General features: G+C 65.7%; 23 protein-coding genes. 8 read left to right on the top strand and 15 right to left on the bottom strand.

Features of this window, described 5'->3' with window-relative positions:
* Positions 1-10 precede the first annotated feature (10 nt).
* Both KF745_00165 and KF745_00160 read right to left on the bottom strand, forming a co-directional pair.
* Positions 11-1120 (bottom strand): glycosyltransferase family 9 protein, encoded by a 1110-nt coding sequence (locus KF745_00165; GenBank protein MBX3356819.1) that lies wholly within the window; start codon positions 1118-1120, stop codon positions 11-13.
* A 24-nt stretch (positions 1121-1144) separates the two neighbouring features.
* Entirely contained in the window at positions 1145-1717 is a 573-nt protein-coding gene (locus KF745_00160; protein MBX3356818.1) for an HAD-IIIA family hydrolase, read from the bottom strand.
* 135 nt (positions 1718-1852) lie between these two features.
* Between KF745_00160 and KF745_00155 the strand changes: the two genes are divergently transcribed.
* Together KF745_00155 and KF745_00150 are read left to right on the top strand one after the other, a co-directional pair.
* Positions 1853-3868, top strand: coding sequence for an elongation factor 4 (locus KF745_00155; protein ID MBX3356817.1), 2016 nt, complete (start codon positions 1853-1855; stop codon positions 3866-3868).
* A gap of 27 nt (positions 3869-3895) precedes the next feature.
* Entirely contained in the window at positions 3896-5044 is a 1149-nt protein-coding gene (locus KF745_00150; GenBank protein ID MBX3356816.1) for a hypothetical protein, read from the top strand.
* 34 nt (positions 5045-5078) lie between these two features.
* Here the strand turns inward: KF745_00150 and KF745_00145 are convergent, their stop codons facing one another.
* A complete protein-coding gene (locus KF745_00145) occupies positions 5079-5582 on the bottom strand; it encodes a hypothetical protein (GenBank protein ID MBX3356815.1) in 504 nt (167 codons plus the stop codon).
* Positions 5583-5650: 68 nt separating this feature from the next.
* Between KF745_00145 and KF745_00140 the strand changes: the two genes are divergently transcribed.
* The 4 genes from KF745_00140 to KF745_00125 all read left to right on the top strand — a co-directional run bounded on the left by KF745_00140 (position 5651) and on the right by KF745_00125 (position 7754).
* Positions 5651-5998: a helix-turn-helix transcriptional regulator gene (locus tag KF745_00140; protein ID MBX3356814.1), complete on the top strand. Its 348-nt coding sequence runs from the start codon at positions 5651-5653 to the stop codon at positions 5996-5998.
* 42 nt (positions 5999-6040) lie between these two features.
* Positions 6041-6526, top strand: a complete 486-nt coding sequence (locus KF745_00135; protein ID MBX3356813.1) for an SRPBCC domain-containing protein — start codon at positions 6041-6043, stop codon at positions 6524-6526.
* 57 nt (positions 6527-6583) lie between these two features.
* Entirely contained in the window at positions 6584-7384 is an 801-nt protein-coding gene (locus KF745_00130) for a DUF899 domain-containing protein (GenBank protein ID MBX3356812.1), read from the top strand.
* Positions 7385-7559: 175 nt separating this feature from the next.
* Positions 7560-7754, top strand: a complete 195-nt coding sequence (locus KF745_00125) for a hypothetical protein (protein MBX3356811.1) — start codon at positions 7560-7562, stop codon at positions 7752-7754.
* A gap of 23 nt (positions 7755-7777) precedes the next feature.
* Here KF745_00125 and KF745_00120 read toward each other — a convergent pair whose 3' ends face one another.
* Positions 7778-8308: a GNAT family N-acetyltransferase gene (locus tag KF745_00120; protein ID MBX3356810.1), complete on the bottom strand. Its 531-nt coding sequence runs from the start codon at positions 8306-8308 to the stop codon at positions 7778-7780.
* 191 nt (positions 8309-8499) lie between these two features.
* On the opposite strand from KF745_00120, the gene KF745_00115 reads away from it, so the two are divergent.
* Positions 8500-8727: a hypothetical protein gene (locus KF745_00115; protein MBX3356809.1), complete on the top strand. Its 228-nt coding sequence runs from the start codon at positions 8500-8502 to the stop codon at positions 8725-8727.
* A gap of 94 nt (positions 8728-8821) precedes the next feature.
* Here KF745_00115 and KF745_00110 read toward each other — a convergent pair whose 3' ends face one another.
* From KF745_00110 to KF745_00065, 10 genes are all read right to left on the bottom strand, one after another.
* Positions 8822-11239, bottom strand: a complete 2418-nt coding sequence (locus KF745_00110) for a hypothetical protein (GenBank protein MBX3356808.1) — start codon at positions 11237-11239, stop codon at positions 8822-8824.
* Entirely contained in the window at positions 11236-12045 is an 810-nt protein-coding gene (locus tag KF745_00105; GenBank protein ID MBX3356807.1) for a hypothetical protein, read from the bottom strand. Before KF745_00105 ends, KF745_00110 begins: the two co-directional genes overlap by 4 nt.
* A 198-nt stretch (positions 12046-12243) precedes the next feature.
* Entirely contained in the window at positions 12244-13128 is an 885-nt protein-coding gene (locus KF745_00100; protein MBX3356806.1) for a carbohydrate ABC transporter permease, read from the bottom strand.
* Positions 13125-14027 carry a sugar ABC transporter permease gene (locus KF745_00095; protein MBX3356805.1) on the bottom strand — a complete coding sequence of 301 codons (903 nt, stop codon included), beginning with the start codon at positions 14025-14027 and terminating at the stop codon, positions 13125-13127. The genes KF745_00100 and KF745_00095 overlap by 4 nt, the downstream gene beginning before the upstream one ends.
* On the bottom strand, positions 14024-15424 hold the full coding sequence (locus tag KF745_00090; GenBank protein ID MBX3356804.1) for an ABC transporter substrate-binding protein: 1401 nt from the start codon (positions 15422-15424) through the stop codon (positions 14024-14026). Before KF745_00090 ends, KF745_00095 begins: the two co-directional genes overlap by 4 nt.
* Positions 15425-15468: 44 nt before the next feature.
* Entirely contained in the window at positions 15469-15882 is a 414-nt protein-coding gene (locus tag KF745_00085; protein MBX3356803.1) for a hypothetical protein, read from the bottom strand.
* A 46-nt stretch (positions 15883-15928) separates the two neighbouring features.
* A complete protein-coding gene (locus KF745_00080) occupies positions 15929-16669 on the bottom strand; it encodes a type II secretion system protein (GenBank protein MBX3356802.1) in 741 nt (246 codons plus the stop codon).
* Positions 16666-19116 carry a hypothetical protein gene (locus KF745_00075; GenBank protein MBX3356801.1) on the bottom strand — a complete coding sequence of 817 codons (2451 nt, stop codon included), beginning with the start codon at positions 19114-19116 and terminating at the stop codon, positions 16666-16668. Before KF745_00075 ends, KF745_00080 begins: the two co-directional genes overlap by 4 nt.
* 204 nt (positions 19117-19320) lie before the next feature.
* Entirely contained in the window at positions 19321-20073 is a 753-nt protein-coding gene (locus tag KF745_00070) for a hypothetical protein (protein MBX3356800.1), read from the bottom strand.
* A gap of 137 nt (positions 20074-20210) precedes the next feature.
* Positions 20211-21713, bottom strand: a complete 1503-nt coding sequence (locus tag KF745_00065) for a DUF3131 domain-containing protein (protein MBX3356799.1) — start codon at positions 21711-21713, stop codon at positions 20211-20213.
* Positions 21714-21940: 227 nt separating this feature from the next.
* On the opposite strand from KF745_00065, the gene KF745_00060 reads away from it, so the two are divergent.
* Positions 21941-22996 (top strand): LacI family DNA-binding transcriptional regulator, encoded by a 1056-nt coding sequence (locus KF745_00060; protein MBX3356798.1) that lies wholly within the window; start codon positions 21941-21943, stop codon positions 22994-22996.
* On the opposite strand, the gene ugpC is transcribed toward KF745_00060, so the two are convergent.
* Positions 22980-24098: a sn-glycerol-3-phosphate ABC transporter ATP-binding protein UgpC gene (gene ugpC / locus KF745_00055; protein MBX3356797.1), complete on the bottom strand. Its 1119-nt coding sequence runs from the start codon at positions 24096-24098 to the stop codon at positions 22980-22982. The genes KF745_00060 and ugpC overlap by 17 nt on opposite strands.
* Between the last annotated feature and the right edge of the window lie 5 nt (positions 24099-24103).

Here is a 24103-nt window from a genome sequence, read left to right as displayed (position 1 = left end):
GGTACCGGATCTATCCGATCGGTGCATCCGGCCTTCGCACACCCGCGAGGAGACAGTCCACCTCCTCTGCGACGCGACCGAACTCGATCCGATCGATTCGACACCGCTCGGGATGATCGTCGGCGACCTCTGAGTCGGGCAGCGTTGGGTCCGCCAGGATCTCGCGTTCCTCCGCCCGATCATCGTGGGGGAGCGTTGTCCAGCGCCGGTCGGTCGGCCCGAACAGGACGACCCGCGGCACCCCGAACGCCGCCGCGATGTGACGCGGCCCGGTGTCGTTGGTCACCATGATCGCGCAGCGGCGGACAACCGCCTTGAGCGCTCCGAGTGTTCCGCCGAAAGCCGCGAGCGACGCGATCGGGGCCGCATCGGTGGCGTGCCGACGTGACTCCGCGGCGATCTCTTCGCAGAGCTCCGCTTCGGCCGGCGCCCCGGTCACGACGACGTTCATGCCGTGTTCTGTCGCAAGGCGGGATCCGATTCGTGCGAACCGCTCTCCCGGCCAGCGCTTCGCCTCGTTGTTGGCACCCGGATTCAGCACGGCAAGCGGGCGCGGACCTGTGTGCAACGGCGGCGTTGCCCTTCGGAGCATCTCGTCCGCCATCGCCTCGTCGGCCGCAGAAGTCGCGAGTTCCAGCTGGAGTGGCCGGCCCGCGGCGGCCTCGCCCCCCACCACCGCTCGGGCCGCCCGCAGGTAGTACTCGACCGCGGGGACCGGCGCGAAGCCGTGGTGCGGCGCCTGGCGCCTGGCCGGCTGCAGCCGCTCGGTCAGCAGCAACCCGCGGGCGTCCCGGTCGTACCCGATCCGGCGCGGGATGAACGCCAAGCGGGTGATCAGGGCGGTCGAGAAGGAGTTGGTGAGCAGCAAGGCCGCGCCGTACCGCATCGGGCGGATCTTCGCGGCGACGTTCTTCGGCCCCATGACCCCCCTCGCCCGTTCGACGTGTACCTGGTCAAACAACCCTGTGCCCGCGAGCACGTCGTCGATGCCAGGCCGGGCCAGCGCGCCGATGAAACTCCCCTTGAGCGAGTCGCGCAGCAGCCGGAGCGCCGGGGTCGCCATCACGGCATCCCCGACCCACGACGGAAGCACGACCAACAATCTCAGCGGCCTCTCCATCCAATCCTCCAGCGCAGCCCGCGGTCAGGCCGGTTCCGTCTCCCTGGTCGCCTGCGACGCGACCCACTCGGCCGCCTCACCGAAGGACCGGAACCGCTCTGATTCTCCAACCAGCACCGTTCGCTCCACGGGCATCCCCGCGGCCACGCCCGCTTCCCGATCGCGGGGGGAGTCGCCGATCAGCCAGCACTGCGGGATTGCGAGGCCGAGATCGCCGGCCGCTTCGAGCAGCATGCCCGGCGCGGGCTTTCGCCAGGGATGCTCGACGTTCCACGGGCGGACGATCCCCTTTGGGTGGTAGGGACAGTAATAGGTGGCATCGATCCGACCCCCCCCCTGCTCGATCAACTCCCTGACTCGCCGATTGACCGCATCGACCTCTGCGACGGTCCCGACGCCGCGTGCGACCAGCCCTTGGTTGCTGATGACGATGAGCAGCAGACCGGCTTCTCGCAGCCTTTCACACCCCGCCGCGACCCCCGGCAGCAGCCGAACCAGAGCCGGATCGATGAGGTCGCCCGGGTGGGTACTCGCCGCGGTGGCCTCCCGGGTGGCGATCAACGTGTCGTCCCGGTCCAGGAACACTGCTCTTCGCATGCCCCACGATACTCCGACGGGAGCCGCATCGGGAATCCGCTCCGTTTGCCGGCGGCTGACCCACGCTCGCGTACCATCCCCGGCCCCCCCGCGTCCTGTCGACTGTCCCATTCCCGAGGCCCCGGTTCCACCCCCATGCAGATCCGTAACTTCTCCATCATCGCGCACATCGACCACGGCAAGTCCACGCTGGCCGACAGGCTCCTCCAAGCGACCAATGCCGTCTCAGCACGAGAAGCGAAGGAGCAGATCCTCGATTCCATGGACATCGAGCGTGAGCGGGGCATCACGATCAAGGCTTCGGCCGTCACGGTCTTCCACCGGCACGCCCCCGGCGATACGAGCGACCAGCTCCGGTCCGACACCGCCCCCGGCGGCGACTCAGCCGGCGAGGACGAGGCCGGCCCGGCCGCCGCGGGCGAGCTGTTTATGCTCAACTTCATCGATACGCCGGGGCACGTGGACTTCAACTACGAGGTCTCGCGGGCCCTGAAGGCCTGCGAGGGGGCGATCCTGGTCGTCGACGCCACCCAGGGGGTCCAGGCCCAGACGGTGGTCAACGCCTACCTCGCGATCAACGAAGATCTGAAGATCGTCCCGGTTGTGAACAAGATCGATCTCCCCTCCGCCCGTCCCGAGGAGGTGGCGATGGAGATCGAGCAGGTGCTCGGAATCGCGGCGGAGGACTGCATCTACGTGTCCGCCAAGACGGGCGTCGGCATTGCTCAACTGCTCGCCGCGGTGTGCGAGAAGTTTCCCCCGCCGCGCAAGCCCGTCGTCACCCAGACGCGTGGGCTGATCTTCGATGCGGTGTACGACGACTACCGCGGCGTCATCGTGTACGTGCGTGTCTTCGACGGAGGGACGCACGGGGAGGGCGGGGCCATCAAGGTCGGCGACAAGATCCGGATGATGGGGACCGGCCGCACGTTCCAGATCACTGAGCTCGGCAAGTACACACCCAAGCCGGTCCGCGTGCAGACCCTATCTCCGGGCGAGACCGGGTACGTCGTCGCGGCCATCCGCTCGCTGAAAGATGTGCGGATCGGCGACACCATCACGCTGGAGCACGACCCGGCCGGCGAGGCGCTCCCGGGCTACAAGCCCCCGATGCAGATGGTCTTCTGCGACTTCTATCCCGCCACCACCGAGGACCAGAAGGGCAACGACTTCGAGCAGCTCCGCGAGGCGATGGAGAAGCTGTCGCTCAACGACTCGAGTTTCACGTTCATGCCGGTGCACTCGGATGCTCTGGGCTTCGGGTTCCGCTGCGGGTTTCTCGGGCTGCTCCACATGGACATCGTCCAGGAACGGCTGGAGCGCGAGGGGGGTGTCGAGATCGTGCAGACCGCGCCCACGGTCTCCTACCGCGTCGTCGCCCGCACGACCGTGGCGACACTCAAGTCCGGCAAGCGGGCCACCTCGGACATCCGCGTTCTCGAGGAGGGAGGCACGCCGGGCTCCACCCTAAAGGAAGGCCGGCTGCTCCTGGAGGTTCACAACCCCGCCGACCTGCCCGATCCGGGGCTCATCGACGAGATCCGCGAGCCGATCTGCCGCGTCGACATCATCCTGCCCAAGCACTACATCGGCGACATCATGAAGCTGTGCCTGGAGCGCCGGGGGGTCTACAAGCACCAGACGTTTGTTTCCGACGCCCGGGACATGCTCTCGTTCGAGATCCCCCTCGCGGAGATCATCTACGACTTCTACGACAAGCTCAAGAGCATCACCAGCGGCTACGGCACCATGGACTACGAGCTGGTCTCGGAGAACGGCGGCTACCGCTCGGACACCCTCGTCAAGCTCGACATCCTTGTCAACGGTGAGCCCGTGGAGGCGCTCTCGGTCATCGTCCACCGCGATCACGCCGAGCGCCGCGGCAGGCTCCTGGTCTCCAAGCTCCGCGAGCAGATCCCCCGCCACCAGTTCGAGATCCCCGTGCAGGCCGCCATCGGCGGCAAGATCATCGCCCGCGAGACCATCAAGGCCTTCCGGAAGAACGTCACCGCCAAGTGCTACGGCGGGGACGTCAGCCGCAAGCGGAAGCTCCTCGAGAAGCAGAAAGAGGGCAAGAAGCGGATGAAGGCCATCGGCAGCGTCGAGATCCCGCAGGAGGCGTTCATGGCGGTTCTCGACCAGGGGGACTGAGTCGACCAAGCGCGAAGGGGCCCAGCGATGATGATGACAACTGCCGCGACCCGGGTGATGCACACAGTTGTTGCCACGGCGGCCGTTCTCGCGATCGGCTGCTCGGTCGATCCCCCCCGGAGTCATGATGACGTTCTGGGCAGGCCCTCGCTCGTTGCCAAGGACGCCGACGGGGACCTCAAGCACACGGTGGTCGCGGCGACGCTCAGCCAGCCTCAAGCGCCGGGCACCAGTCTGCTCTGGTGCTCAACCTTCCAGCTTGCATGGAACGAGCTTGTGTCTGTCATGGGACCGCCGGTCCACGTCGATGGCGACCCCCCAATCGTCGAGCTATTGAACAGGGCTCCGCAGGGCCGCGCGGACCTGGATTCGGCGTCGTTTGTCGCCATGGCGGGGTTCGGGCGCGACGGCATCATCGGGGCAATCCGATCGCGACTCAACGACACGTTCGGCGGAGCGGCCTCGCCGAGCATGCTCCCCGAGAGCATCCCACCGGATCGCATCCTGGCGTACACGTATCTCTTCAAGAACCTGTCGTTCGCTCACCCGTTCATGCGACGCACGGTGCCCCTGGTCTTCAATGACAAACGGCTCGCTTCCTTCGGGCTCTGGAGCGGCGGTAATCTCCCGAACCGCTCGAAGATCGCGGACCAGATCATCGTACACCGCTACGACTCACCGACCGACTGGGTCGTCGAACTCAAGAGCACCTCCGCCGGCGACCGGCTCGTGCTCGCGCGCCTTGAACCCGGCGGCACGCTGGCCGACACGGCTGCATGTATCGTCGGATCGCTCGTGTCCGAGGGAGCCGGCGGCGGGGATCCCGGCGCGAGGCCGATCCAGTTTGGCAGCGATGACGTGTTGATCGTCCCGCTCCTCAACTTCGACATCACCCGCAGTTTTCATGAGTTGATCGGGAGGGAGATCGTCGGCACCTCGACCCGCGGGGTAATCGACGAGGCGATGCAGAACATCCGGTTCCGCCTCGACGAACGTGGGGCCGTGCTCAAGAGCGAGGCGGCGATCGGCGTTGTTACCAGTGCACCGATGCCGCGGGATCCCAAGCGGATGATCTGCGACGGACCGTTTGCGATCCTCATGATCCGCCGTGGCGCAGCGCATCCCTACTTTGTGGCCTGGGTCGACAATCCCGAGCTGCTCGTCGCCTGGGAGTAGAGATCGGGGACAGCACGCGGGGCTCGACTGGAGGCTACTCGAGGAGCCTCGCCCATTGACGGATGGTCGGGTGATGCCTGTCCCAGGCTGACCACACCGATCGTGCCCAGCGATGGACGGCTTGTTCGTGCTCGCGCGGTGAAACGGCGGCGGCCACTTCCACGATGTTCGCTGTGCCCGCGAATGAGGGCGCCTCAAGCCACACAAACTCAGACGAAATGCTCACCGCCGCGGCCATGCGACGGGTTACAAACCGGGGCTCGAGTCCCTGATCGATGACCCAGTGCAGGGCGATCAGGTGGATGGCGACGGACTGCCGGGCCCGCCGCGATTCCGTGCCGGGATGCTGCACGGCATAAGCGTCGACTGTGAGTCGATGCCATGCGGGGTTGCGGAGGTCCCCATACTCCCGGCCAAGGACATCGCCGTAGACCTTCCAGCACCCGGACGTGGCTCCGATGTACGGGTGCGTTGGCACGTCGGCAACCGGAACGACCGCACCACAGCCGCACGATTCGGTCGGGCGCGATTCGCTCATAGGCGAGCGTATTCGACAAACGTCACTGGTCGGGCTTGACATATGCCCATATGGTGATATATTTGGGTATGGCCCGCGCCGCGACCACCACCGATGCCTTCGCAGCGATCGCCGAACCGAGGCGCCGAGAGATCCTCGGGGCGCTTGCTGGAGGCGGGGGCGATCGCGATGTCTCGTGGCTGGTCGAGGCTTTGGGCTGGCCTCAGCCGCAGGTTTCCAAGCACCTGGGCGTGCTGCGGGAGGTCGGCCTTGTCAGCGTGGTCCGGAAGGGACGCCGCCGCGTGTACAGCGTCAATGGCGAGGAGCTTCGGCCCGTGCATGACTGGGTCAAGACGTTCGAGCGGTTCTGGGAGCACCAGCTCCATCGCGTCAAGGAGCTCGCGGAGCGGAAGCAACGCGAGTCCAAGCAGGAATAGGCCTATCCCCCACTCTCGCCCTCAAGCACCAAGGAGTTGTTCATGCCAAGCCCCGCGACAATGACAGATCACGAGACCGTCCAGTCCCTCGACATCCGCAGGGACATTCTCATCGCCGCCTCTCCCGAGATCGCGTTTGAAGCGCTGCTCGAGGAACTCGGGCCGGGGAGCCAACTCCCCGATGGCAAGCCCTTCCCCATGAAGATTGAACCGTGGCCGGGGGGGCGGTGGTACCGCGATCTCGGAGAGTCCGGAGGACACAAGTATGGCCATCTCTGGGGTCATGTGCAGGTTATCAAGGCGCCGATGCTGCTGGAGCTCAACGGTCCGATGCCCATGTCGTACCCCGCTGTCAACCACGTTCAGTACCGTCTGACGGCCGAGGGCAACGGCACCCGCCTTTCCCTCGTTCATCGCGCCATGGGCTTTATCCCGCAGGAACTCAGGGATGGGATGCCGCAGGGCTGGGAGCACGGCATCAATCGCATCAAGCAGGTCGCCGAACGACAGGCCCAACGCCGGGGCTGAGTTTTGGGAATGAACGCATACCGCGCGCCCCTGGGCGGCGGGACAAGGAGTCAAGCAATGAAACCCACCGATGCGCCCGCCGCCCCCGATACGGGGCACCGTGTCGTTTCTCGTGACGAGTGGCTCAAGGAGCGTCTTTCGCTCCTCAGCGAAGAGAAAGCCCTCACCCGTCAGCGAGACGCCTTGAGCCGCAAGGTCCGCAGCCTTCCATGGGTCAGGATCGACAAGGCGTACACGTTCGATTCGGCTCGGGGCAAGCAATCGCTTGCAGACCTCTTCGGCCCCCGCAGCCAGTTGGTCGTCTACCACTTCATGTACGACCCGACATGGTCCCAGGGCTGCAAGTCCTGCTCGTTCGTCGCCGACCACTACAACAACATCGTCGTGCATCTGGCCCATCGCGATGTGTCGTTTGTTACGGTTTCGAAGGCGCCGATCGACAGCATCGAGCAGTTTCGAGGCCGCATGGGCTGGACGTTCCCCTGGGTATCCGCGGCGAACACCGACTTCGGCCGCGACTTTGGCGTCTCGTTCACGGATCCGGAGCTGATGTCGGAGCGAGCGGTGTACAACTTCAACCGAAAGCCCTATCCGATCCGCGAGCTTCCGGGTCTGAGTGTGTTTGTCAAAGACGCGACTGCGGCCCGCAGCACGATCTATCACACCTACTCCACCTTCGCCAGGGGGCTGGAGGACTTCCTCACCGCGTACCGGTATCTCGATATCACCCCCAAGGGACGCGATGAGGCGCAGACAGACGGCATGGGATGGCTCCGCCACCACGACCGGTACGACGACACCAACTTCGTAGACCCGTGGGCGGAGAAACCCGGAATCACCGGTCCTCTGCCTCGCTAATGCCGCACCGCCCCCGGCCTCATCCGCTTGAGGACTCAACATGCACTGCTGCGCCGCCGACGATCCTTCCTATTCTGCTCGTCGTGCTCGCTCATCAAGCACCGCACCGCTGCGATGGCTCCGCCGAACCGCCACGCTCGCGGAATGGGCGCTTCCTCTCACCGCACTCGCTCTCATGCCGAAATGCCCCGCCTGCGTCGCCGGCTACATCCTTCTGTTCACCGGCATCGGCCTCTCCGTTCCAACCGCCGCGGTGGTGCGGTGGGCACTGCTTATCGCCAGCGTCGCCGCGCTCATCTTCCTGCTGACCAGGCTCATGGTGAGTGTCGTGAGGCTTACCAAGGCGTCGCGTGGCCGCCTGACGGCTTGATCGAGCGAAGGGGAAGTAGGCGGCTACGCGCCGACCACCTTGTAGTAGACCGTCGTGCTGCAGACCTCGCCGCGGGGCATCAGGGCGTATCCCGGGATGACGCCCACGCGCTGCCAGCCCAGCCGTTCGTACATCCGGGCCGCGTCGCCGTCGGTGACCGCGTCGAGCACCAGCAGCGTCCGGCCGCACTCTCTCGCGGCGGCCTCCGCGGCCCCAATCAGTGCGGCACCCAACCCCTGGCGGCGCGCGCGGCGGTGTACCAGCGCCTTGGCCAGGTCAGCGCGGTGCGGCTGGTTCTCGGGCTGATCGAGCAGGAGTTGCACGGTGCCGCACACGCCGCCGGCGTCCTCGGCGATCAGGAGCACCCGCTTCCCCGCCTCAACCCCGCTCGCCACGTGGCGCCAGAAGGCCGTCGCACGTTTGCGCGACAGCGGGTGCATGAAGCTCACCGAGGCGCCGCCATCGACGCAGTCGATCAGAACGTCGGCGAGCTGTTCGATCTGCGGCTCATCAAGCGTGTGAACGCGGCGGAGAGACCACGGGGGTGCTGTCATTGATCCTCCATGCGGCAAAGGCTCTGACGGCGGAGCCTATGTTGCCGCGCCGCGTTTGCGCACTTCTGTCCCCGGCGTGTAACGCCGGGCGTGCACCGGCACTCTAAGGGCGTGACGGCACGTCCTGAAGGTGTCAAGCGACGGCACGCTGCCGTGCCACCTGAGCGGGTGCCCAACCAAAGGAATCCCGAATGAAGCGCTCCGCACGCATCCTCGTACCCATGCTTCTCCTGCTGCCGGCCTGCACGGTTCCGCAAGGCCAGCGAGGGACTCTGTCCGCTCCGACCAGCCCGGAGTTCAGCGACAGCGCGCCGGCCGGCCGGCCGGCCTCCCGGTCAGTCTCCGTGGAGAACCACTCGGACCAGACCGTGGCCATGACCCCCTATCTCGTGCCGGCGGTTGACCCAAGGACGTACTGAGCCCCTTCCCGCGGGCAAGACGCGATCGGGACAGTGAACAACAGCCTCTTTGCATGGGCTGTTTGTTCCCTGTATTGAGTGTTTGCGGCGGGAGTCAACATCCTCCCGAGAGGGCGGACAGCCACGCAGTGATGAACTGCGCGATGTCCGCGGGCTCGGCGGTGCTGTTCCCATCAAAGTCGCCTGAGAGTGATCCGGTTGAAAGTGATTGGACCCACGAGTTCACAAAGCCCGCGATGTCCGCTGGCTCGATGGTCCCGTTGGCGTTCCAGTCGGCGTCGCAGATCGGTGCAGCCGGGTATGGGATGGCCAACGAGCCGTCGATCAGCCCGGGATGAAGGAGCTCGCCGATCGCGAGTCCGGCCAGCGTCACGTCGGGGAGACCGGCCGAGTTGGGCGTGTAGGTCCGATCGACGTCGCTGCGCCGGTACAGGAGGATGGCGCCGCTCTTGAACGCCTGGCGTCCGCCCTTGCGGTAGGCGTGGTACGCCGAAACGGCCTCCGCGGCCGGGTTCGGGGCGCCGGGCGCGGCGGCCGTGGCAATCAGGCTGGTGAAGGTCGTCACGTTACCCGGGTGGAATCCGAGTGAGTCGGCGTTGTAGCCACCCCAGTCCGAGCGCGTCGTCCCCGCCGAGAAGACCGTGTAGAACTTGGGCCCGAAGTCGTCGGTCCACGCCGCGGACGACCACCGCAGGTTCTGCACCTGCTGGCGCCACGCCGGCACGGCGCGGTAGTCGGACTGGAGCAGGTGGGAATACAGGCTGATGAACGCCGCGCCGAACGCGTTTGGGCTCGTGGAGGTAATCGGATGGCCGACGAGGTAACTCGCCGTGGGCCAGTTCCCGCGGTCGAGCCATCGCGAGTACGAGGTGCCCGCCACCGCGCCGCCGTACCTGGCTGCTTGCTCGACGAAGATAATCCCCTCGAAGAACGGCTTTGACGCCGAGCTCCAGTCCGGGCCGCCGGCCGGCAACCCCTTGAATGACATCGCGTCGGTCACCGGGTTCAGGTAGGCATCCCAGTTCACCACGCCGAAGACGATCCGGTTCCCCGCCCGCCGGATCACCGCGTCCTCGGGCCAGCGGGACTGTGCCCTCGCGGCGGCGGCGAGGATCTTCATCGTGCTCAGGGTCGCGAACTCCGGATCCCACCCGGGTTTGACACCGCCGGTGGCGGGGTCGATCCAGTGGCGGTAGATGCCATCGGCGCTGCGGGAGGGCGCGATGCCGTCGGATGCCAGCCCGGCATACCTCGTCAGGATCGTACGAACCAGCGGACGGGCCTGTGGGTCACCCTGGACCACATCCGCGGCGATCAGCATCAGGACTGCCCACGCCGCGGCGTCAGGCGTCGCCGGATGGAACCGGGAGATTGAGGGGACTACATCGGCGTCGATCACCCAGCCCGGAGGCTCGCCGTCTGGGGAGATTAATCCTTTGGCGAGCGCCACGTGCTGCGAGAATTCGTCGGCCAGGAACGCATCGAGGCCGAGACGAAGATCGGACGAGTCGGTCATGGCAACGGCGTCTTCGTCCGCGCCGATGAGGAGTTTCCCATCCGAGGTCGCCGCGAGCGCGTGCCAGACCGCTGTCGTGCTCGCGTAAAGAGTTGGCGCGAAGGCCTGCGTTCCAGCCGCCTGGGCGGCGGCCACAAAGTCGATGCGAGACACGGCTGGCGAAGTCGTGTCGCGGAGCACGAACAGCCCGCGGTTCATCGGGCCGCCATAGTGATCGCCAAACGTCATCGACCGGATACCGGACAATGAACCCACCAGCGAAAACGAGAGCGGTGAGGCTGTGGCCGAGGAGCGATAGATCGCGGCGTCGCTCGCGGCGTAGAGCACGGAGTTGTCGCGATCAATCGTCAGGCCATGGACCGCGGCCCCTGCGGGAAGCGAGACCGTCGACAGCACCGAACCGGTCGCGGCTGAGGACGGGGCGTTGATCACGGTAATCGTTGGAGACAGGCCCGACCCGACGTACAGACGACCCTTGAAGTGAGCCGCCGCGAGGTGGGGCCACGCTGCGTCCGAATCGAAGAGTTCGAGCCGAGCGAAGAGCGTCAGTGCTCCGGAGGGAACGTCGTAACGGAGCACCGCGTCGGAGGGCTGCCCGTCGCCAGCGGGTGCGGCGTCGTGAACGAGGATGAAGAGCTGGCGTCCTGAATCGGACCAGGCGAGCCCGCTGAGCCCGTCCTGCGAGCCGTTCAGCGACATCCACGGCAGCAAGGCTTCGATCTGGGCCTTGGTGACGGTGTGCACCAGCGTCGCTTGGACATCCCTGATCTCGACGTTGTCCTCGTAGGAATCGGCGGTGGCGTACCAGCCGGCCACACCGGCTGCGGCGACGGCGGTTGTATCGTCGGGGCCGTCGACCGGCCACGCGGCCGTCACCGGCCCGGCGCTTGAGGTTGTTGCCCCAAGGATCAACGTGAGGAGCCCAACCAAGAAGAGCGCCGAGGGCACTCGGCCCTCGGCGCTCGTTCGCACGCGATCGGGAGTGAGGACGATCACGGGCAATGACCGGTGGACACAGCGGTGAACCATGCCGAGATAAAGCCAGCGATGTCAGCCGGTTCGACGACGCCGTTGCCGTCAAAGTCACCGACCAGGGTGCCTTGGCTGATACTGGTAAACCAGTCGTTGATGAACACAGCGATGTCGGTCGGTTCGACAAGCCCGTTGCCGTCACGGTCCGCCGGGCAGGGGTTCCCTTGTGTGACCTCAAGGTCATCCCAGTAGATGATCCCGGACTGGTTGTTCGGGTTGGCGCCGAAGCGGATCGGCAGAACGCTGACCGCCACCGGACCGGGCGGGAACTCGTCAGCGATCACCTGGAGTTGGGCGTTGGTGACGGTCATGCTTGTCTGGACCCACACGCCGTTTGTCGACTGGTTGATGTTGAGCGATTCGTAGGCCGCGAAGATCGATGTGTTCGCACGGCGGAACTCGAGTTTCAGGCCCGAGTTGCAGTTCTGCAGCGCCTGGCCCGTCGGGATCATGTACCACCCCTTGACGGTGATATCGCCGCCTGGGAACTGGATGGCCGGGTCGTAATAGCCGAGCGTCTCAGGGTTGAACACGTTCGTCGTGGCACCCACGAACGCGTTGTCGATGTCGGTGGGCAGGGCCATCGAACGCAAGCCCGTGCGGGCGGCGGCACTCGACACGTTGGCCGCGTTGAACGTCTGCCAACCGGTGGCAAATGCGCTTGCTGCAGGCTCCTCGAAACTGGGGTTGAAGACCAGATTTGGCTGGGCGAAGGCCGCCACGGGAACGAGCGCTGCCGCGCACGTGAAAGCGAGCATGGTGTTGTTCATAAAGCATCTCCGTGTGTTCTGCGTTCGTTGGTCCAACGCCACTGAACCGTGCGCCGGGTGGGGACTGGAAGTGCGATAAAACGCGGCCGTAACCGCTTACATCGAGTATGGCCGATGATGTGGTGGTGTGTCAACCCTTTTGGTGGGTATTGGAGCATTCGGGGCAATCCCGGGGCCGGTTCCCAGGGGGGAATCCGTTCAGCCCTTGATCCCCTCCGCCGCCACCCCCTGGACAAACGTCCTTTGAGTCAGAAAAAACAGGAGCAGGACCGGGGCCACGACGAGCGTGCTCGCGGCCATGAGCAGGTTCCACGGCGTGTTGCCCGCCTGGGATTGATAGAGCTGCAGGCCGAGCGCCAGGGTGAACTGATCCTGGTGGTTCAGGAAAATGTACGGTGTGATGAAGTCGTTCCAGACGTAGTTGAAGTAGAAGAGCGCCACCATGGCCAGCGCGGGCTTGCTCAGCGGAAGGATGATGCGGAAGAAGATGCCGAAGTGTCCGCATCCATCGAGCCGCGCGGCCTCGTCAAGCTCACGCGGGATGGTCATGTAGAACTGCCGCAACAGGAAGATGCTCAGGCCTCCGCCGTAGGCGAACCACGCCGGGACCCACAGCGGCTTGAACGTCCCGATCCACCCGAGCGAACGGAAGATCGAATACAGCGGCGTCATGACGACCGGAAACGGGACCATGAGCGTCGCCAGCACCAGCGCGAACATCACGCCGCGGAACCGCCAGCGGACGCGCGCAAACCCGTACGCCACGACCGCCGATGAAACGACCATCCCCGAGACCGCCAGCGCGGCGATGATCAGGGTGTTGCGGAGGTAGAGGGGAAAGCGGACCGAGGGGTCGTTCCAGACCGCCGAGTAGTTCTCCGACGCGAAGCGGGGGGCTTCGGCGGCGGGAGTCGGCAGCAGCACCGGCGGGGTGGAGATCGCCTGATCCTCGGGCTTGATCGATGTGAACACCATCCACACCAGCGGCATGGCATAGAGCACCGCCAGCACACAGAGCACGATCCCCGACGCAATCGGCGGCGCTCGACGGGGGGAGGGTGGTGAGGTGTCGGGGCGTATCATGCGGCGCTGTAATGGACAAGCCGGCGCGAGATCAGGAACGCGACCCCGGTCAGCGCCAGGATGAGCACGAGCTGCACCCACGCCAGGGCGCTGGCGTACCCCATGTTCATGAAGCGGAAGGCGTTGTCATAGAGGTAGTGGGTGTAGAAGTACGTTGCACGGCCGGGCCCGCCCTCCGTCATGATGTACGGGATCGCGAAGACCTGCCACGCATCGATGATGCCCAGCACCACGTTGAACAAGATGGAAGGGGAGATCATCGGGAGCGTGACGTGCCAGAAGCGGCCCCAGCGACCGAACCCATCGATGTGCGCGGCCTCGTAGAGGTGCCGCGGCACCTCTCGCATCGCCGCGATGTAGACGACGACCGACCGGCCGATCTGCCACAGGCTGATGATGATGATCGAGATCATCGCCCAGTTCGGGTCCTTGAGCCAGTTTGGGGCCGGCAGTCGCAGGGCGCGGAGCGCCTGGTTCACCAGGCCGTACTCGCTGTTGAACAGCCACAGCCAGATCATCGCGGTAGCGACGATCGGAACCAGGGAGGGAACAAAGACCGCCGCGCGGAAAAACGACACCCACCGCATCGGCCTTGCCAGCAGCGAGGCGATGGCGAGCGCGATCGCGGTGGACAAGGGGATAAAGACCGCGGCGTACAGGGCGTTATTGCCCAGCGCCGTCCAGAACAGCGAATCGTGCAGCAGGTGTCGGTAGTTGTCGGCGCCCAGGTAGACCGGCGGCTCGAGCACCGAGTAGTCGGTGAGGCTGTAGTACAGCGAGAGAGCAAGCGGGAAGATCACCAGGCCAACGAACCCGATGAGCCACGGGCTGATCCAGAGCAGGCCGGTCCACACCGGTTCGGTCCGCTCCCCTCTTGCCGTGGGCCGCGGTGCTCTCACGCCCCGAACTCGCGTGCCGGTCCGCCGGGGTGCCCTGTGAAGCGGGCGTGCCGCTGACCAGCCCTGGCGCGGCGGCGATCCGCCAGTCGGTCCAGCTCCGACTGCACCCGCCCCTGCAGGAGCAGGAGTTCGTCTGCCGGCTCCGACTGGAGCGTCCACATCCGCTGCTGGGCCGCATCAAACTCGGAGCGGTAGAGCGGCCATGCGCGCGTCCTGGGAAAGTGAAAGGCGCGATCACTCTGCGCGATCGAGTCGTGGACACGCACATAGCGGTTCGGGTGCTCCCGGATGAACCGGTCAGAGGCCGACGCCAAGGGAGAGTTCTTGCAGTGCACCGTCGAGAGAAACTCCACTTGATCCTGTTGCTGCGTGAAGGCGATGAACTCGAACGACGCCTCTGGGTTCCTGGCGCCCGCGGGCACGACCAGGATATCGCAATCGAGGAGCCCGATCGGCCGCGACGGGTCATAGAGTCGCTCCTCGACCGGAAACGGGGCGACCGCGTAGTCAAGATCGGGCTTGAAGCGGTTGATCACGTTGGCGAGCCATGGACCCTGGTTGGTCATCGCGACCTTGCCGGTCAGGAACGCGTGCTGAGGCGTGAAGTAGTTCCCGAGGCCAGACTCGAACTGGGCAATGGCATCCGCCCCGTAAGTCAACGGCAGCTGCTGCATCCACTCGAACGCCCTTGTATTGTCGGCCGACGCCGCGGTCGCCTGCCCGGTGATCGGGTCGTAGATCGAGCCCCCGAAGAAATACCCCCAGTGCCATCGCCACCAGTTCGGCTCGGTGTGAAGGAAACCGAGCCGGTCAATCCGTCCCTTTCCCTCCCGCGTCAGCCTCGCGGCGAACGCGTCGAGCTCGGCGATGGTCCGAGGCGGACGATCGGGATCGAGCCCGGCCTCACGGAACAGCGACCGGTTGTAGTACAGCGCCACCGAGCCGCAGGTGTTCACAACCCCCCACAGCCGACCGGCATGGGTGAGCAGGGGCCAGATCGCCGGCGCGTAGTTCTCCCGGCGCACGCCGAATCGATCGGCCAGGTCGTCGAGCGGCATGATCGCGTTCGACTCCGAGTACGCCGGGATATTGAAGTTCCAGAGCCCGATGACGTCCGGAGGATCGCCGCCCGCGATCGCGACCATTGCCTTCTGGTCGATGAGGTTCATCGAGAAATAGCGGACAAAGATGCGATCCTGCGAGACATTGAACCGGTCCACGACCGTGCGCATCGCGGCGCCCTCGTGCCCTGTCCAATGCTCCCAGTAGTCGATGACGGTCCGGCCGGCGACCGACTCCTTGGCGCCGCGCGGTCCGAACGCTGCGAAGGCGAGACCTGAGCCGGCAAGGGCGGCGATCGCTGCTCGACGCGTGATGACCATCGGCGCCATGGACACGGCTCGAGCCGGAGTGTCTTGCACGGCGTTGCCTCGCTGTGGGCCTAGTTTCCCCCGGGCAGCGTAGCCGGCGTGCTGGATTGCTGCGGCGGCCGCAACTGCCTGGATTTCACCAACTCTTGGGTCTCGCGATTGAGCCGCGTGACCGTCTCTTCCCACTCACTGTTCTTGGGAAACCCGGTCAGCGTGCCCGTCTTTGGGTTCGGAAGCCCCTCCTTCGCGTCGAGACTCAATCCGCGCTCACGGAGCTGGGTTTCCATGACGCCACGCGGCATCGTCCATTCTTCTCCGGTCTGCGAATCCTTGAGTGTCACCGTCTCCGAGAGCCGCTCGACCGAGTACGGATCGTTCGCGCCGCTGAGTTTGCGGTAGAGGATCACGCTCGCGACGAGGAACACCATCGCCAGCACCCACCCGGCCCAGGCGTTCTTCTTCAGAAACTCGCGAAAACTGTCCATCGGCGTCTCCGTGCGACTATCGGCTGGCCGCACATACGAGCCACGACTACGGGTAGTAGTGGCCCCAGTTGTAGTAGGGGCCCGGGGACCCATACTTGTCGAGCGAGAGGGGCGACCTCGCCCGCAGCGGTGTGAGTTCCTCGATTCGCTGATCGCCGAAGACGAAGAAGTTCTTCCCTTCGTGGCGAGGGACCTCGTCGTAGGCGTCGGTCAGCCAGACCACCTCCTCCGGGTGCTCGATGCCGCGGAGCAACTGCCCGGAGACGCCGTGCTGCCGGCGGCCGCCGAGGTAGTTGCCGATGGGCGAGTCGTTGAACCAGTACTCCGTGATGAGTTCGAAGCCGTCCTCGCCGGTCGACAGGTCGTTGTCGTAGTTTCGCCAGAAGATGCGCCCGCCGTTCTGCAAGTATTGGCGAACATTGGGGTCTCGTACGCTCGTGCCGGGCCCCGCCGAAGGGCAGTTGAACACGCCGGTGCGGTTGGCGACCATGTTCGATCCGCCCAGGTATTCGTCGAGCTGAACGATCGCGTTCCAGTGGTCCCTCGCCGCGGGCGACCTGGGGTACAGGTCGAGGAACCGGGGATCCTTCTGGTCATCCATGTACATCTGTATCGCGAGCGCGATCTGCCGCTGGTTGTTCTTGCACTTGAGGTTTCTTGCCGCGTTGCGGGCCTTGCCCAGCGAAGGCAGCAGCATGCTGATGAGCAGGGAAATGATGCTGATGACGACGAGCAGTTCGATGAGCGTAAAGCCGCGGCCCACGTCCGATCCGGTGCGCGTCTTCATCGATAGGTTCTCCCCGCGGCGACCGCGGCGGCCTCCGCTGTGCCGGCGTTGTTGCCCCACGAAACCTCGATACTGATCGGCATCCCCGCTCGGGCCGTCTCGGCGGGCACGGTGTGGCCGTCAATCGTCTTCCCATTGACGACAAGGCGGGCCGCAGCGCCCGCTTTGAACTCTCTGGCATCGAATCTGACCCGCACCGGGCACCCTCGCCAGGTTCGGGTGACATCGACCCGTCCCATCGACGGGAATGGCGCCGGCTCAACAACGAGCCCGTCCCACGTCGGGCGGATTCCGAACAGGTGCTGCAGGCATACCCGGTTGAGCCACGCGGCGGAGCCGGTGTACCACGTCCATCCCGCCTTGCCCGGCGTCTGCGAGAGCGGGCCGTCCACGTTGCCCGGGGTCACGTAGGGCTCGGCGACATACGCCTCCGCATCCTCGCCTCTGAGAGGCGGCGAGATCGCTCGCCAGATCCGCTCCGCCGTGCTGGTGTCTCGCATCATGCACGCGGCCATGAGGGCCCACGTTGCGGCATGCATGTACACCCCTCCGTTCTCCCGGAGGCCCGGCGTGTACCGCGTGATGTAGCCGACATCACGATCAGGGACGGTGTACGCAGGGGCCAGCAGCAACGGGCCCATGTCGCCAAGCAGATGCTCCTGTACTGCCTGCCAGGCGGCCGCAGCACGGTCGGCCGGGGCCACGCCGGAGAGGATGGCCCACGTCTGGGCGTTGAGGTAGATCTTCCCTTCCGAACTGTCGACATCCCCGACCCACCGGCCATCATCCCGCGTCGCCCGACGGTACCAACTCCCGTTCCATGCGTGTTCATTGACCGCGCGGGCGATCCGTTCGCGGCGTTCGCGGAACTCCCTGGCCAGCACCGCCCGCCCGGCGCGTTCGAGTACGACCGCAAAGTCGTCGAGCATCGCGGCCAGGAACTGCGCCAGCCACACCGATTCGCCCCGGCCCTCGATTCCGCACGCCGAGAGTCCGTCGTTCCAGTCGCAGGATCCGATCAGCGGCAGGCCGCGCGGGCTGAAACGCTGAAAACACCGGGCGAATGCCCTGAGGCAATGCTCCAGCAAGGGTGCCGGCGCCTTGACATCCACGAACGGCGCCTGCTCGTCGAGGATCTGGAAGTCACCGGTCTCCTTGAGGTACGAGATCGTGATGAACGGGAGCCACAGGTAGTCGTCGCTGCACATCGTGCGCAGCCCGGTCTCGGTGAGCGGATGCCACCAGTGGTAGACACTCCCGTCCGCGAACTGGTGCGCCGAGTGCTGCAGGATCTGCGCCCGGCACCGCGCGGGCTCGAGCGGCAGCCACACCTGGCTGTCCTGGAGTTGGTCGCGAAAGCCGAACGCACCCGACTGCTGGTAGTAGCCGGTCCTCGCCCAGAGCCGGCCGCTGATTGCCTGGTATGGCAGCCAGTGGTTGTTCAAGAGATCCAGATCGGGCATCTCGGTGCGGACACTTGTCGGAGCCAGGCGATTCGCCCACGCCGCGTCGGCCGCGCCGACCGCCGCATCAACGGCGCTCGCGGTGTTGTACCGGTCGATCAGTTCGTGCACCGCGGCGTCGGTCTCGGCGCACGCCGTGAGGTAGTGGAGTCGGACCGTGCCGCCGGCGGCGATCCTGAAGTCCCCGCCGAGCGACACCGAGGCGTCGTTGAAGCGGCCAAAGCCCGCGGGGGACGGGGGCCGGTCAGCGGCCATTGCCTCGGGGCAGTCCTGCTCGCCGTACCGACCCAGGAACGCGGATTTGTCCGAGATCGCGACATCGCGTTCGAACGCGAGCCCGCCGACGGCGTGGGCCGCAACATACGGCCACGGCCGGTTCCAGTGGTCCTTCTCATCCCGAGCCGGGACGTCCCACATGTTCTTCGACGCGAACACGGCCCGGCGAGCCGCGTCATACCGCGTGGTGAAGAACAGCCGATGAAACTCCCGCTTTGCATCCGGCGCGACACCGCAGCACCACTCGAAGAACGAGGCGATCCTGAGCCGCCGTTCGCGCGCGGTCGTATTGGTCAACTCGACGCGCCAGATCTCTACCGGGTCATCCGGCGCCACCGTGAGCGTCCAGGTCGCGCTGATCCCGGCGTACTCGGTTCGAAACGTCGTCGCGCCGGTCGTGTGTGTACAAGAATACCGATCGAACCGCGCCCGGCACGGCATGGGGGAGGCGGACCAGACGTCCTCGGTCTCCAGATCGCGGAGGTAGAGGAACTTCCCCCACCGATCGCGAACCAGGTCCATCTCCCAGCGCGTCAGCACGTTGAGCTGGCTGTTGTCGAGCCAAGAAAAGCCGCCGCCGTTCTGGCTCACGACCAGGCCATATCGGCCGTTGCAGATGACGTTCACCCAGGGCGAAGGCGTCCCCGGATCGGTGATGACAAACGCACGGCCCCCGGCATCGAAATGGCCGAACGGATTTGAGGTCATGGAGGCGATCCAGCGGGCCGGCACACCGACGATACGGATCCAATGGGTCGGCGGTCGCGAAATGATGACAAGGAGAGATGAAACCGATTACATTTACTATGCAGCGCCGGGCTGTGCTTGTCAAGCACCCCCTCCCGTCTCAGGAAAGAAGACGGGCCCAGCGTGCAGCCGGGCCCGTTCTTGGTTCACTTGAAACGCAGGGCGTTAGCGCCGACGGCGGCGGATGGCCACCAGGCTAGCCAGGGCGAGGGTCGCAGCGGCCCCGGGAGCCGGGACGAGCTGGATGTTCGACAGCGTCAACGAAGCCGAGGCATTGGGATCCGCAAGGCCGTTGGCGTCGATGATTGGGCTGAATGTGGCGTAGAAGCCGAAGATCGAGCCATCCGCGTAGCCGTTGAGGAAGTCCGGCGCCGCGAAGTTCCCCGCGTTGAACGTGCCAAGGTTGACCGCATCGCGGTACACCGTGACAGTCGCCGGGATCGTGTTGGCCGCGCCATCGCCGGCGTTGTACGCGAAGCGCATGTTGGTCGTCGTGCCGTTCACGTAGCCGCCGGCAAAGACGAAGGGCAGCCAGGCGTCGAACGCAAATACCGCGTCGCCGGCCTTGGCGATGTACCGGGGCTCACCGCCGACAAACGTGTCGGAGTAGAACCCGGCCTCGGCGAGCCGCACGGCCGTGGCGGTCAGGTTGAGGTCAAAGCTGAGGTCGAAGCTCTGGCTGTTCTGAAGGGCGTAGTTGTTGGCGCCGCCGTTGTTCGAGAACAGCACCCGGTGCCGGTTGGCGAACGCCGTCGGCGTGTTGCCCTGACCGAAGTTGTTCTCGCTGATGCTCACCGTCCCGGCGCCGTAGTTCGATGACGCGACGAGGTTGCTGTTCGGAAAGTCGTTGAAGTTCCTGAAGTTGTTGCGGAAACTGTTGATCGTGTTGATCTGGGCCATCGCGCCGCTGGCAGCCATCAGGGCTCCCGCGGTCGCGACACATGCACGAGACGTCGCGTTCATATCTCTTCTCCTTACGTCCAACCTCTGCGGCCATCCGGTCGCGAGCGCGTCCGGCTACACATGGCGATGAAACCGCTTACACGATGCTCTGACTACCGGCCACTGTCAAGAGATTTCTCGCCGATTTGTCGATCGATGTTGTTGTTTGGATTTTGATCAGGCTTGGCCGGCTCGGCCCCGGTGTCGAGCGCAAGTCCTAGCCGATTCATTGCTTGCTGCACTGCCGGGTGCGCGTGAAACAGCCGCCAGATGAGCCCGGTCCGTGCATTCTCGATCGCGAGCAGGAGCGGCCCCTGATCGATCGCGACATAGTCCGACGCGACCCAGCCTGATCCACCAAGATTGAACGCGTCGAGGAAGCCGCAACCACCGTTCGCTGGATCCCTCCAAACCAGCGGAGCACCACTCGCATCCGTGAGACTCCGGTAGTGCCGGAGCGCCGCCACGGCGAGCGCCGGCTCAAACATCACGCAGGATCCCGCGGCGTAGGGCGCCACCGTGCCGTCACCGTAGTTGTCCTCCGGAACGAACGGAGAAAAGTCCACCTCGCCAACAGCATCCACCATGGTGATCGGTGCGGGGAAGAGCCCCGGCACCTGGTAGCCGCCAGCGAAGTCCGAAGCGCTCAGCCCCCATACCACGGCGCTCAGGCCGGGCACCGAGCGAGGATTCGCCGCGCACTTGTCGTGGTGCATCATCGCAATCCGGCGGCTGTTCTCCCACCAGTCCACCCGAGCGCGGCTGTCCACTTTGAATGCTGCTGGATTGTCAGGTCCCATCGCCGCGTAGTTGATCCAGCAGTGCGCGAAGAACGCCGTGAAGAGCGCCCCCGACCACGGGAAGTAAACCATCGGCTCGCCGGGATTGTTCTGCCCGAGCCCCCGCCGCAACCGGTAGTACAGGTCGGGCTTCGCCCGACTTGCCTCATCAGCCGCTGCTACCGCCAGGAACGTCACCAGGCGGTGCTCGTCGCCGCTGTCGAGCCAGTAATACGGCAACAGCGACCCATCGCCCGTCGGCTGGCCCGGATCGCTTGGCTTCCACCCAAGGCTGATGAACCCGCGCTCGTGCGGCTTGGCCTCGTCGCCGGAGACAAACGCCTTCCAGTCCGCGGCCGCGATCAGCGGCTCGGCAAGGTCCGCGATGTCATCGCCAAAGAACGAGGATGCGGTGATGATGCCGCTGAACAGCAACGCCGAGTCGATCGTCGAGACCACGACCTCGTAGCCCTCGTGCGTCGGCCCGGCGTCCTCGCCGAGGTAGTGGAAGAAGAGCCCGAACTTGCGGTTCTCAGGGTTGCTCGAAAGCGAGTTCAGGATGAGCCTCGCCCGCTCGAGCCCGGCTTCTCGCGAGATCCAGCCCCGGGAGACCGCGATGGGTATCGCCGAGAGCTGGAATCCGACTCCGGCTACGGAAACCACCGGCTTGCTCGAGCGGTCTACCACCATGCCCGTCTTCGGCGAGCAGTGGTTCCAGAAGTACTGCCACGCACCCCGCTGCACCTCGTCAAGGAGCGCGTCGTCCTCGGCGGAAAATGCGAACGGCGGCTTCGGGGTTCCTGCTGGCGGCTCGATCGTCACGGCGCTGGCATGCACCGTCGGCGCCTTCGATTGCTGAACGGGAGCAACCGGAGCCCGCTCTTCGCATCCAGCGGGACAAACACCCGATGTTGCGGCAAGCAGAACGGCACTGAATAGTCGGCGCATAGATCCTCCCCTCCGTGAACTGAAGGGTTCACGACAACGAGATACCGCATTTCCAGCAATGTAACCGCTTACGCCACCAGAGTCTACCACATTTTGAGTTATGCTAGACTCCACGCATGCTCTCCCGGCAGAAACCCTCCGACGCAGCGACGGCCACCCGGCCGTGGGCGGTTTCGATCCAGGATGTCGCCACCGCGGCCGGCGTGTCGACCGCCACGGTGAGCCGCGTGCTCAACAGCCCAAACCTGGTCGCTTCGGAGACTGCGGCGAAGGTGCAGCAGGTTATCCGCGAGTTGGGATACCGCCCGAACGCCTTCGCCCGCAGCCTCACGACCCGGCGGACCGAAGTCCTCGGGATCGCCCTCCCGGACATCCATGGCGACTTTTATTCCGAGTTGCTCCGCGGCGCCGACGATGCGGCGCGCGAGCAGGGATACCACCTGCTGGTCAGTTCCGAGGCCAGACACAGCGACGGAAAGCGCGATGCCTCACTGGGCTTTGGCATCATCGGCGGCCTGGCTCTCATGATCACGGAACCGAACGAGGAACTCTGGGCTCAGGTCAGCGGGTTCAGGATCCCGCTTGTCGTTCTCGATGCGAACATCGATTCTCCCGGGGTCGACAGCGTCGTGATCGACCACGCCGTCGGCGCCCGCCAGGCGACCGAGCATCTTCTGGACGGTGGCGATCCTGCCCGCTGCTACTTTGTCGGTGGCCCGGCCGGGAACTTCGACACGCAGGAGAGAGCCCAGGCCTTTGTCGGCGCCCTGGGCGCCCGCGGCGCCAAGCCACGGACCGACCAGATCATGTTCGGTGAGTACGCGATCGAGTGGGGGCAGGATTGGGGTGATTCGATGGCCGCCGCGGGGCACCTGCGCGGGGCGAGCATTCTCGCGGGCAACGACGAGATCGCGCTAGGAATCCTCCAGCGGGCGGCCGATGCGGGCCTGAGTGCGCCGAACGACCTGCGCGTCATTGGCTTTGATGACACGCGCCTGGCGTCGCTGGTCCGGCCTCGGCTGAGCACGGTCCGCGTCCCGATGGCCGAAGCCGGCCGCGCGGCGGTCACCATGCTGGTCAAGCGGATCGACTCCCCATCGGCGCCGCGTTCGAGCGTGCGCCTTGAGACCTCCCTGATCGTGCGAGAGAGCAGCGCTACGAACCAAGGGTGAGGTTGGCGCCGAACTCGCCGGCATCGAAGAGGTGGGCCTTTGAGAGGTCGACGGCGAGCCCCACGGGGTCGCCTCGCACGGGAAGCGACGTAGTGGCGATGCGCGCGATGATCCGCGTGCCGCCCGGCGTCGTGCAGAAAAGGTCGACCTGGTCTCCCAGTGGCTCGACGACATCAACAACAGCGCGAATGACCGGGAATCCGGGACTGTCACCTGTTCCCGACAGGCCTAGAGCGGTAGGCCGAAAGGCGAGCCACACGGGCGCCCCGGCGTCGCGAACCACCCTGCCGAACCTGTCACCGAGCGCGATCGTCTGGCCGCCGGCCCCCTGCTCCGTGAACGCGGCTGGCGCACCATCGCTGACTGTTCCGGGCAGGAAGTTCATCGGGGGCATTCCGATGAACGAGGCCACGAAGCGGTTGACCGGGCGGTGGTACACCTCCAGCGGCGGACCGGCCTGCTGGATGACGCCGTTGGACATGACGACGACGATATCGCCGAGCGTCATCGCCTCCTCCTGGTCGTGCGTCACATAAACCGTGGTGGTCTTGAGCCGCATGTGGAGCGCCTTCAGCTCGGCACGCGTCGAGAGCCTGAGCTTGGCGTCGAGGTTCGAGAGCGGCTCATCGAAGAGGAACACCTTCGGCACTCGGACCATCGCCCGCCCGAGGGCCACGCGCTGGCGCTGCCCGCCCGACAAGGCCGCGGGCTTGCGGTCCAGGACGTGCTCGATGTCGAGCGTACGCGCCGCCTCGCGGACACGCCGGTCGATCTCGGCCCTCGGTATTCGCCGCAGCTTGAGCGCAAAGGCCATGTTCTTGTACACCGTCATGTGCGGGTACAAGGCGTAGTTCTGGAACACCATCGCGATGTCGCGGTCCTTCGGCTGCACGTCGTTGACAACCCGACCGCCGATGGAGATCGTGCCCTCGGTCGCGTCCTCGAGGCCCGCGATCATCCGGAGCGTGGTTGACTTCCCGCACCCCGACGGGCCGACCAGGACGCAAAACGCGTCGTCGGGAATCGAGAGTGAGATGTCCCTGACCGCGGCGACGCCGCCGGGGTATGTCTTGCTCACGTTCTCGAGTGTGACCGTTGCCATGGCGG

The sequence above is a fragment of the Phycisphaeraceae bacterium genome (assembly GCA_019636655.1).
In the GTDB taxonomy this organism is placed as follows: Bacteria; Planctomycetota; Phycisphaerae; order Phycisphaerales; family UBA1924; genus JAHBXB01.
Note: the sequence above shows the minus strand (reverse complement) of the source record. Positions and strands in the feature narration are given on the sequence as shown.

Excerpts from the sequence above, each read along its gene's own strand:
- KF745_00165 (MBX3356819.1), bottom strand. The coding sequence starts at position 1,120 with ATGGAGAGGCCGCTGAGATTGTTGGTCGTGCTTCCGTCGTGGGTCGGG.
- KF745_00160 (MBX3356818.1), bottom strand. The coding sequence starts at position 1,717 with ATGCGAAGAGCAGTGTTCCTGGACCGGGACGACACGTTGATCGCCACC.
- KF745_00155 (MBX3356817.1), top strand. The coding sequence starts at position 1,853 with ATGCAGATCCGTAACTTCTCCATCATCGCGCACATCGACCACGGCAAG.
- KF745_00150 (MBX3356816.1), top strand. The coding sequence starts at position 3,896 with ATGATGATGACAACTGCCGCGACCCGGGTGATGCACACAGTTGTTGCC.
- KF745_00145 (MBX3356815.1), bottom strand. The coding sequence starts at position 5,582 with ATGAGCGAATCGCGCCCGACCGAATCGTGCGGCTGTGGTGCGGTCGTT.
- KF745_00140 (MBX3356814.1), top strand. The coding sequence starts at position 5,651 with ATGGCCCGCGCCGCGACCACCACCGATGCCTTCGCAGCGATCGCCGAA.
- KF745_00135 (MBX3356813.1), top strand. The coding sequence starts at position 6,041 with ATGCCAAGCCCCGCGACAATGACAGATCACGAGACCGTCCAGTCCCTC.
- KF745_00130 (MBX3356812.1), top strand. The coding sequence starts at position 6,584 with ATGAAACCCACCGATGCGCCCGCCGCCCCCGATACGGGGCACCGTGTC.
- KF745_00125 (MBX3356811.1), top strand. The coding sequence starts at position 7,560 with ATGCCGAAATGCCCCGCCTGCGTCGCCGGCTACATCCTTCTGTTCACC.
- KF745_00120 (MBX3356810.1), bottom strand. The coding sequence starts at position 8,308 with ATGACAGCACCCCCGTGGTCTCTCCGCCGCGTTCACACGCTTGATGAG.
- KF745_00115 (MBX3356809.1), top strand. The coding sequence starts at position 8,500 with ATGAAGCGCTCCGCACGCATCCTCGTACCCATGCTTCTCCTGCTGCCG.
- KF745_00105 (MBX3356807.1), bottom strand. The coding sequence starts at position 12,045 with ATGAACAACACCATGCTCGCTTTCACGTGCGCGGCAGCGCTCGTTCCC.
- KF745_00100 (MBX3356806.1), bottom strand. The coding sequence starts at position 13,128 with ATGATACGCCCCGACACCTCACCACCCTCCCCCCGTCGAGCGCCGCCG.
- KF745_00085 (MBX3356803.1), bottom strand. The coding sequence starts at position 15,882 with ATGGACAGTTTTCGCGAGTTTCTGAAGAAGAACGCCTGGGCCGGGTGG.
- KF745_00080 (MBX3356802.1), bottom strand. The coding sequence starts at position 16,669 with ATGAAGACGCGCACCGGATCGGACGTGGGCCGCGGCTTTACGCTCATC.
- KF745_00075 (MBX3356801.1), bottom strand. The coding sequence starts at position 19,116 with ATGACCTCAAATCCGTTCGGCCATTTCGATGCCGGGGGCCGTGCGTTT.
- KF745_00070 (MBX3356800.1), bottom strand. The coding sequence starts at position 20,073 with ATGGCTGCCAGCGGCGCGATGGCCCAGATCAACACGATCAACAGTTTC.
- KF745_00060 (MBX3356798.1), top strand. The coding sequence starts at position 21,941 with ATGCTCTCCCGGCAGAAACCCTCCGACGCAGCGACGGCCACCCGGCCG.
- ugpC (MBX3356797.1), bottom strand. The coding sequence starts at position 24,098 with ATGGCAACGGTCACACTCGAGAACGTGAGCAAGACATACCCCGGCGGC.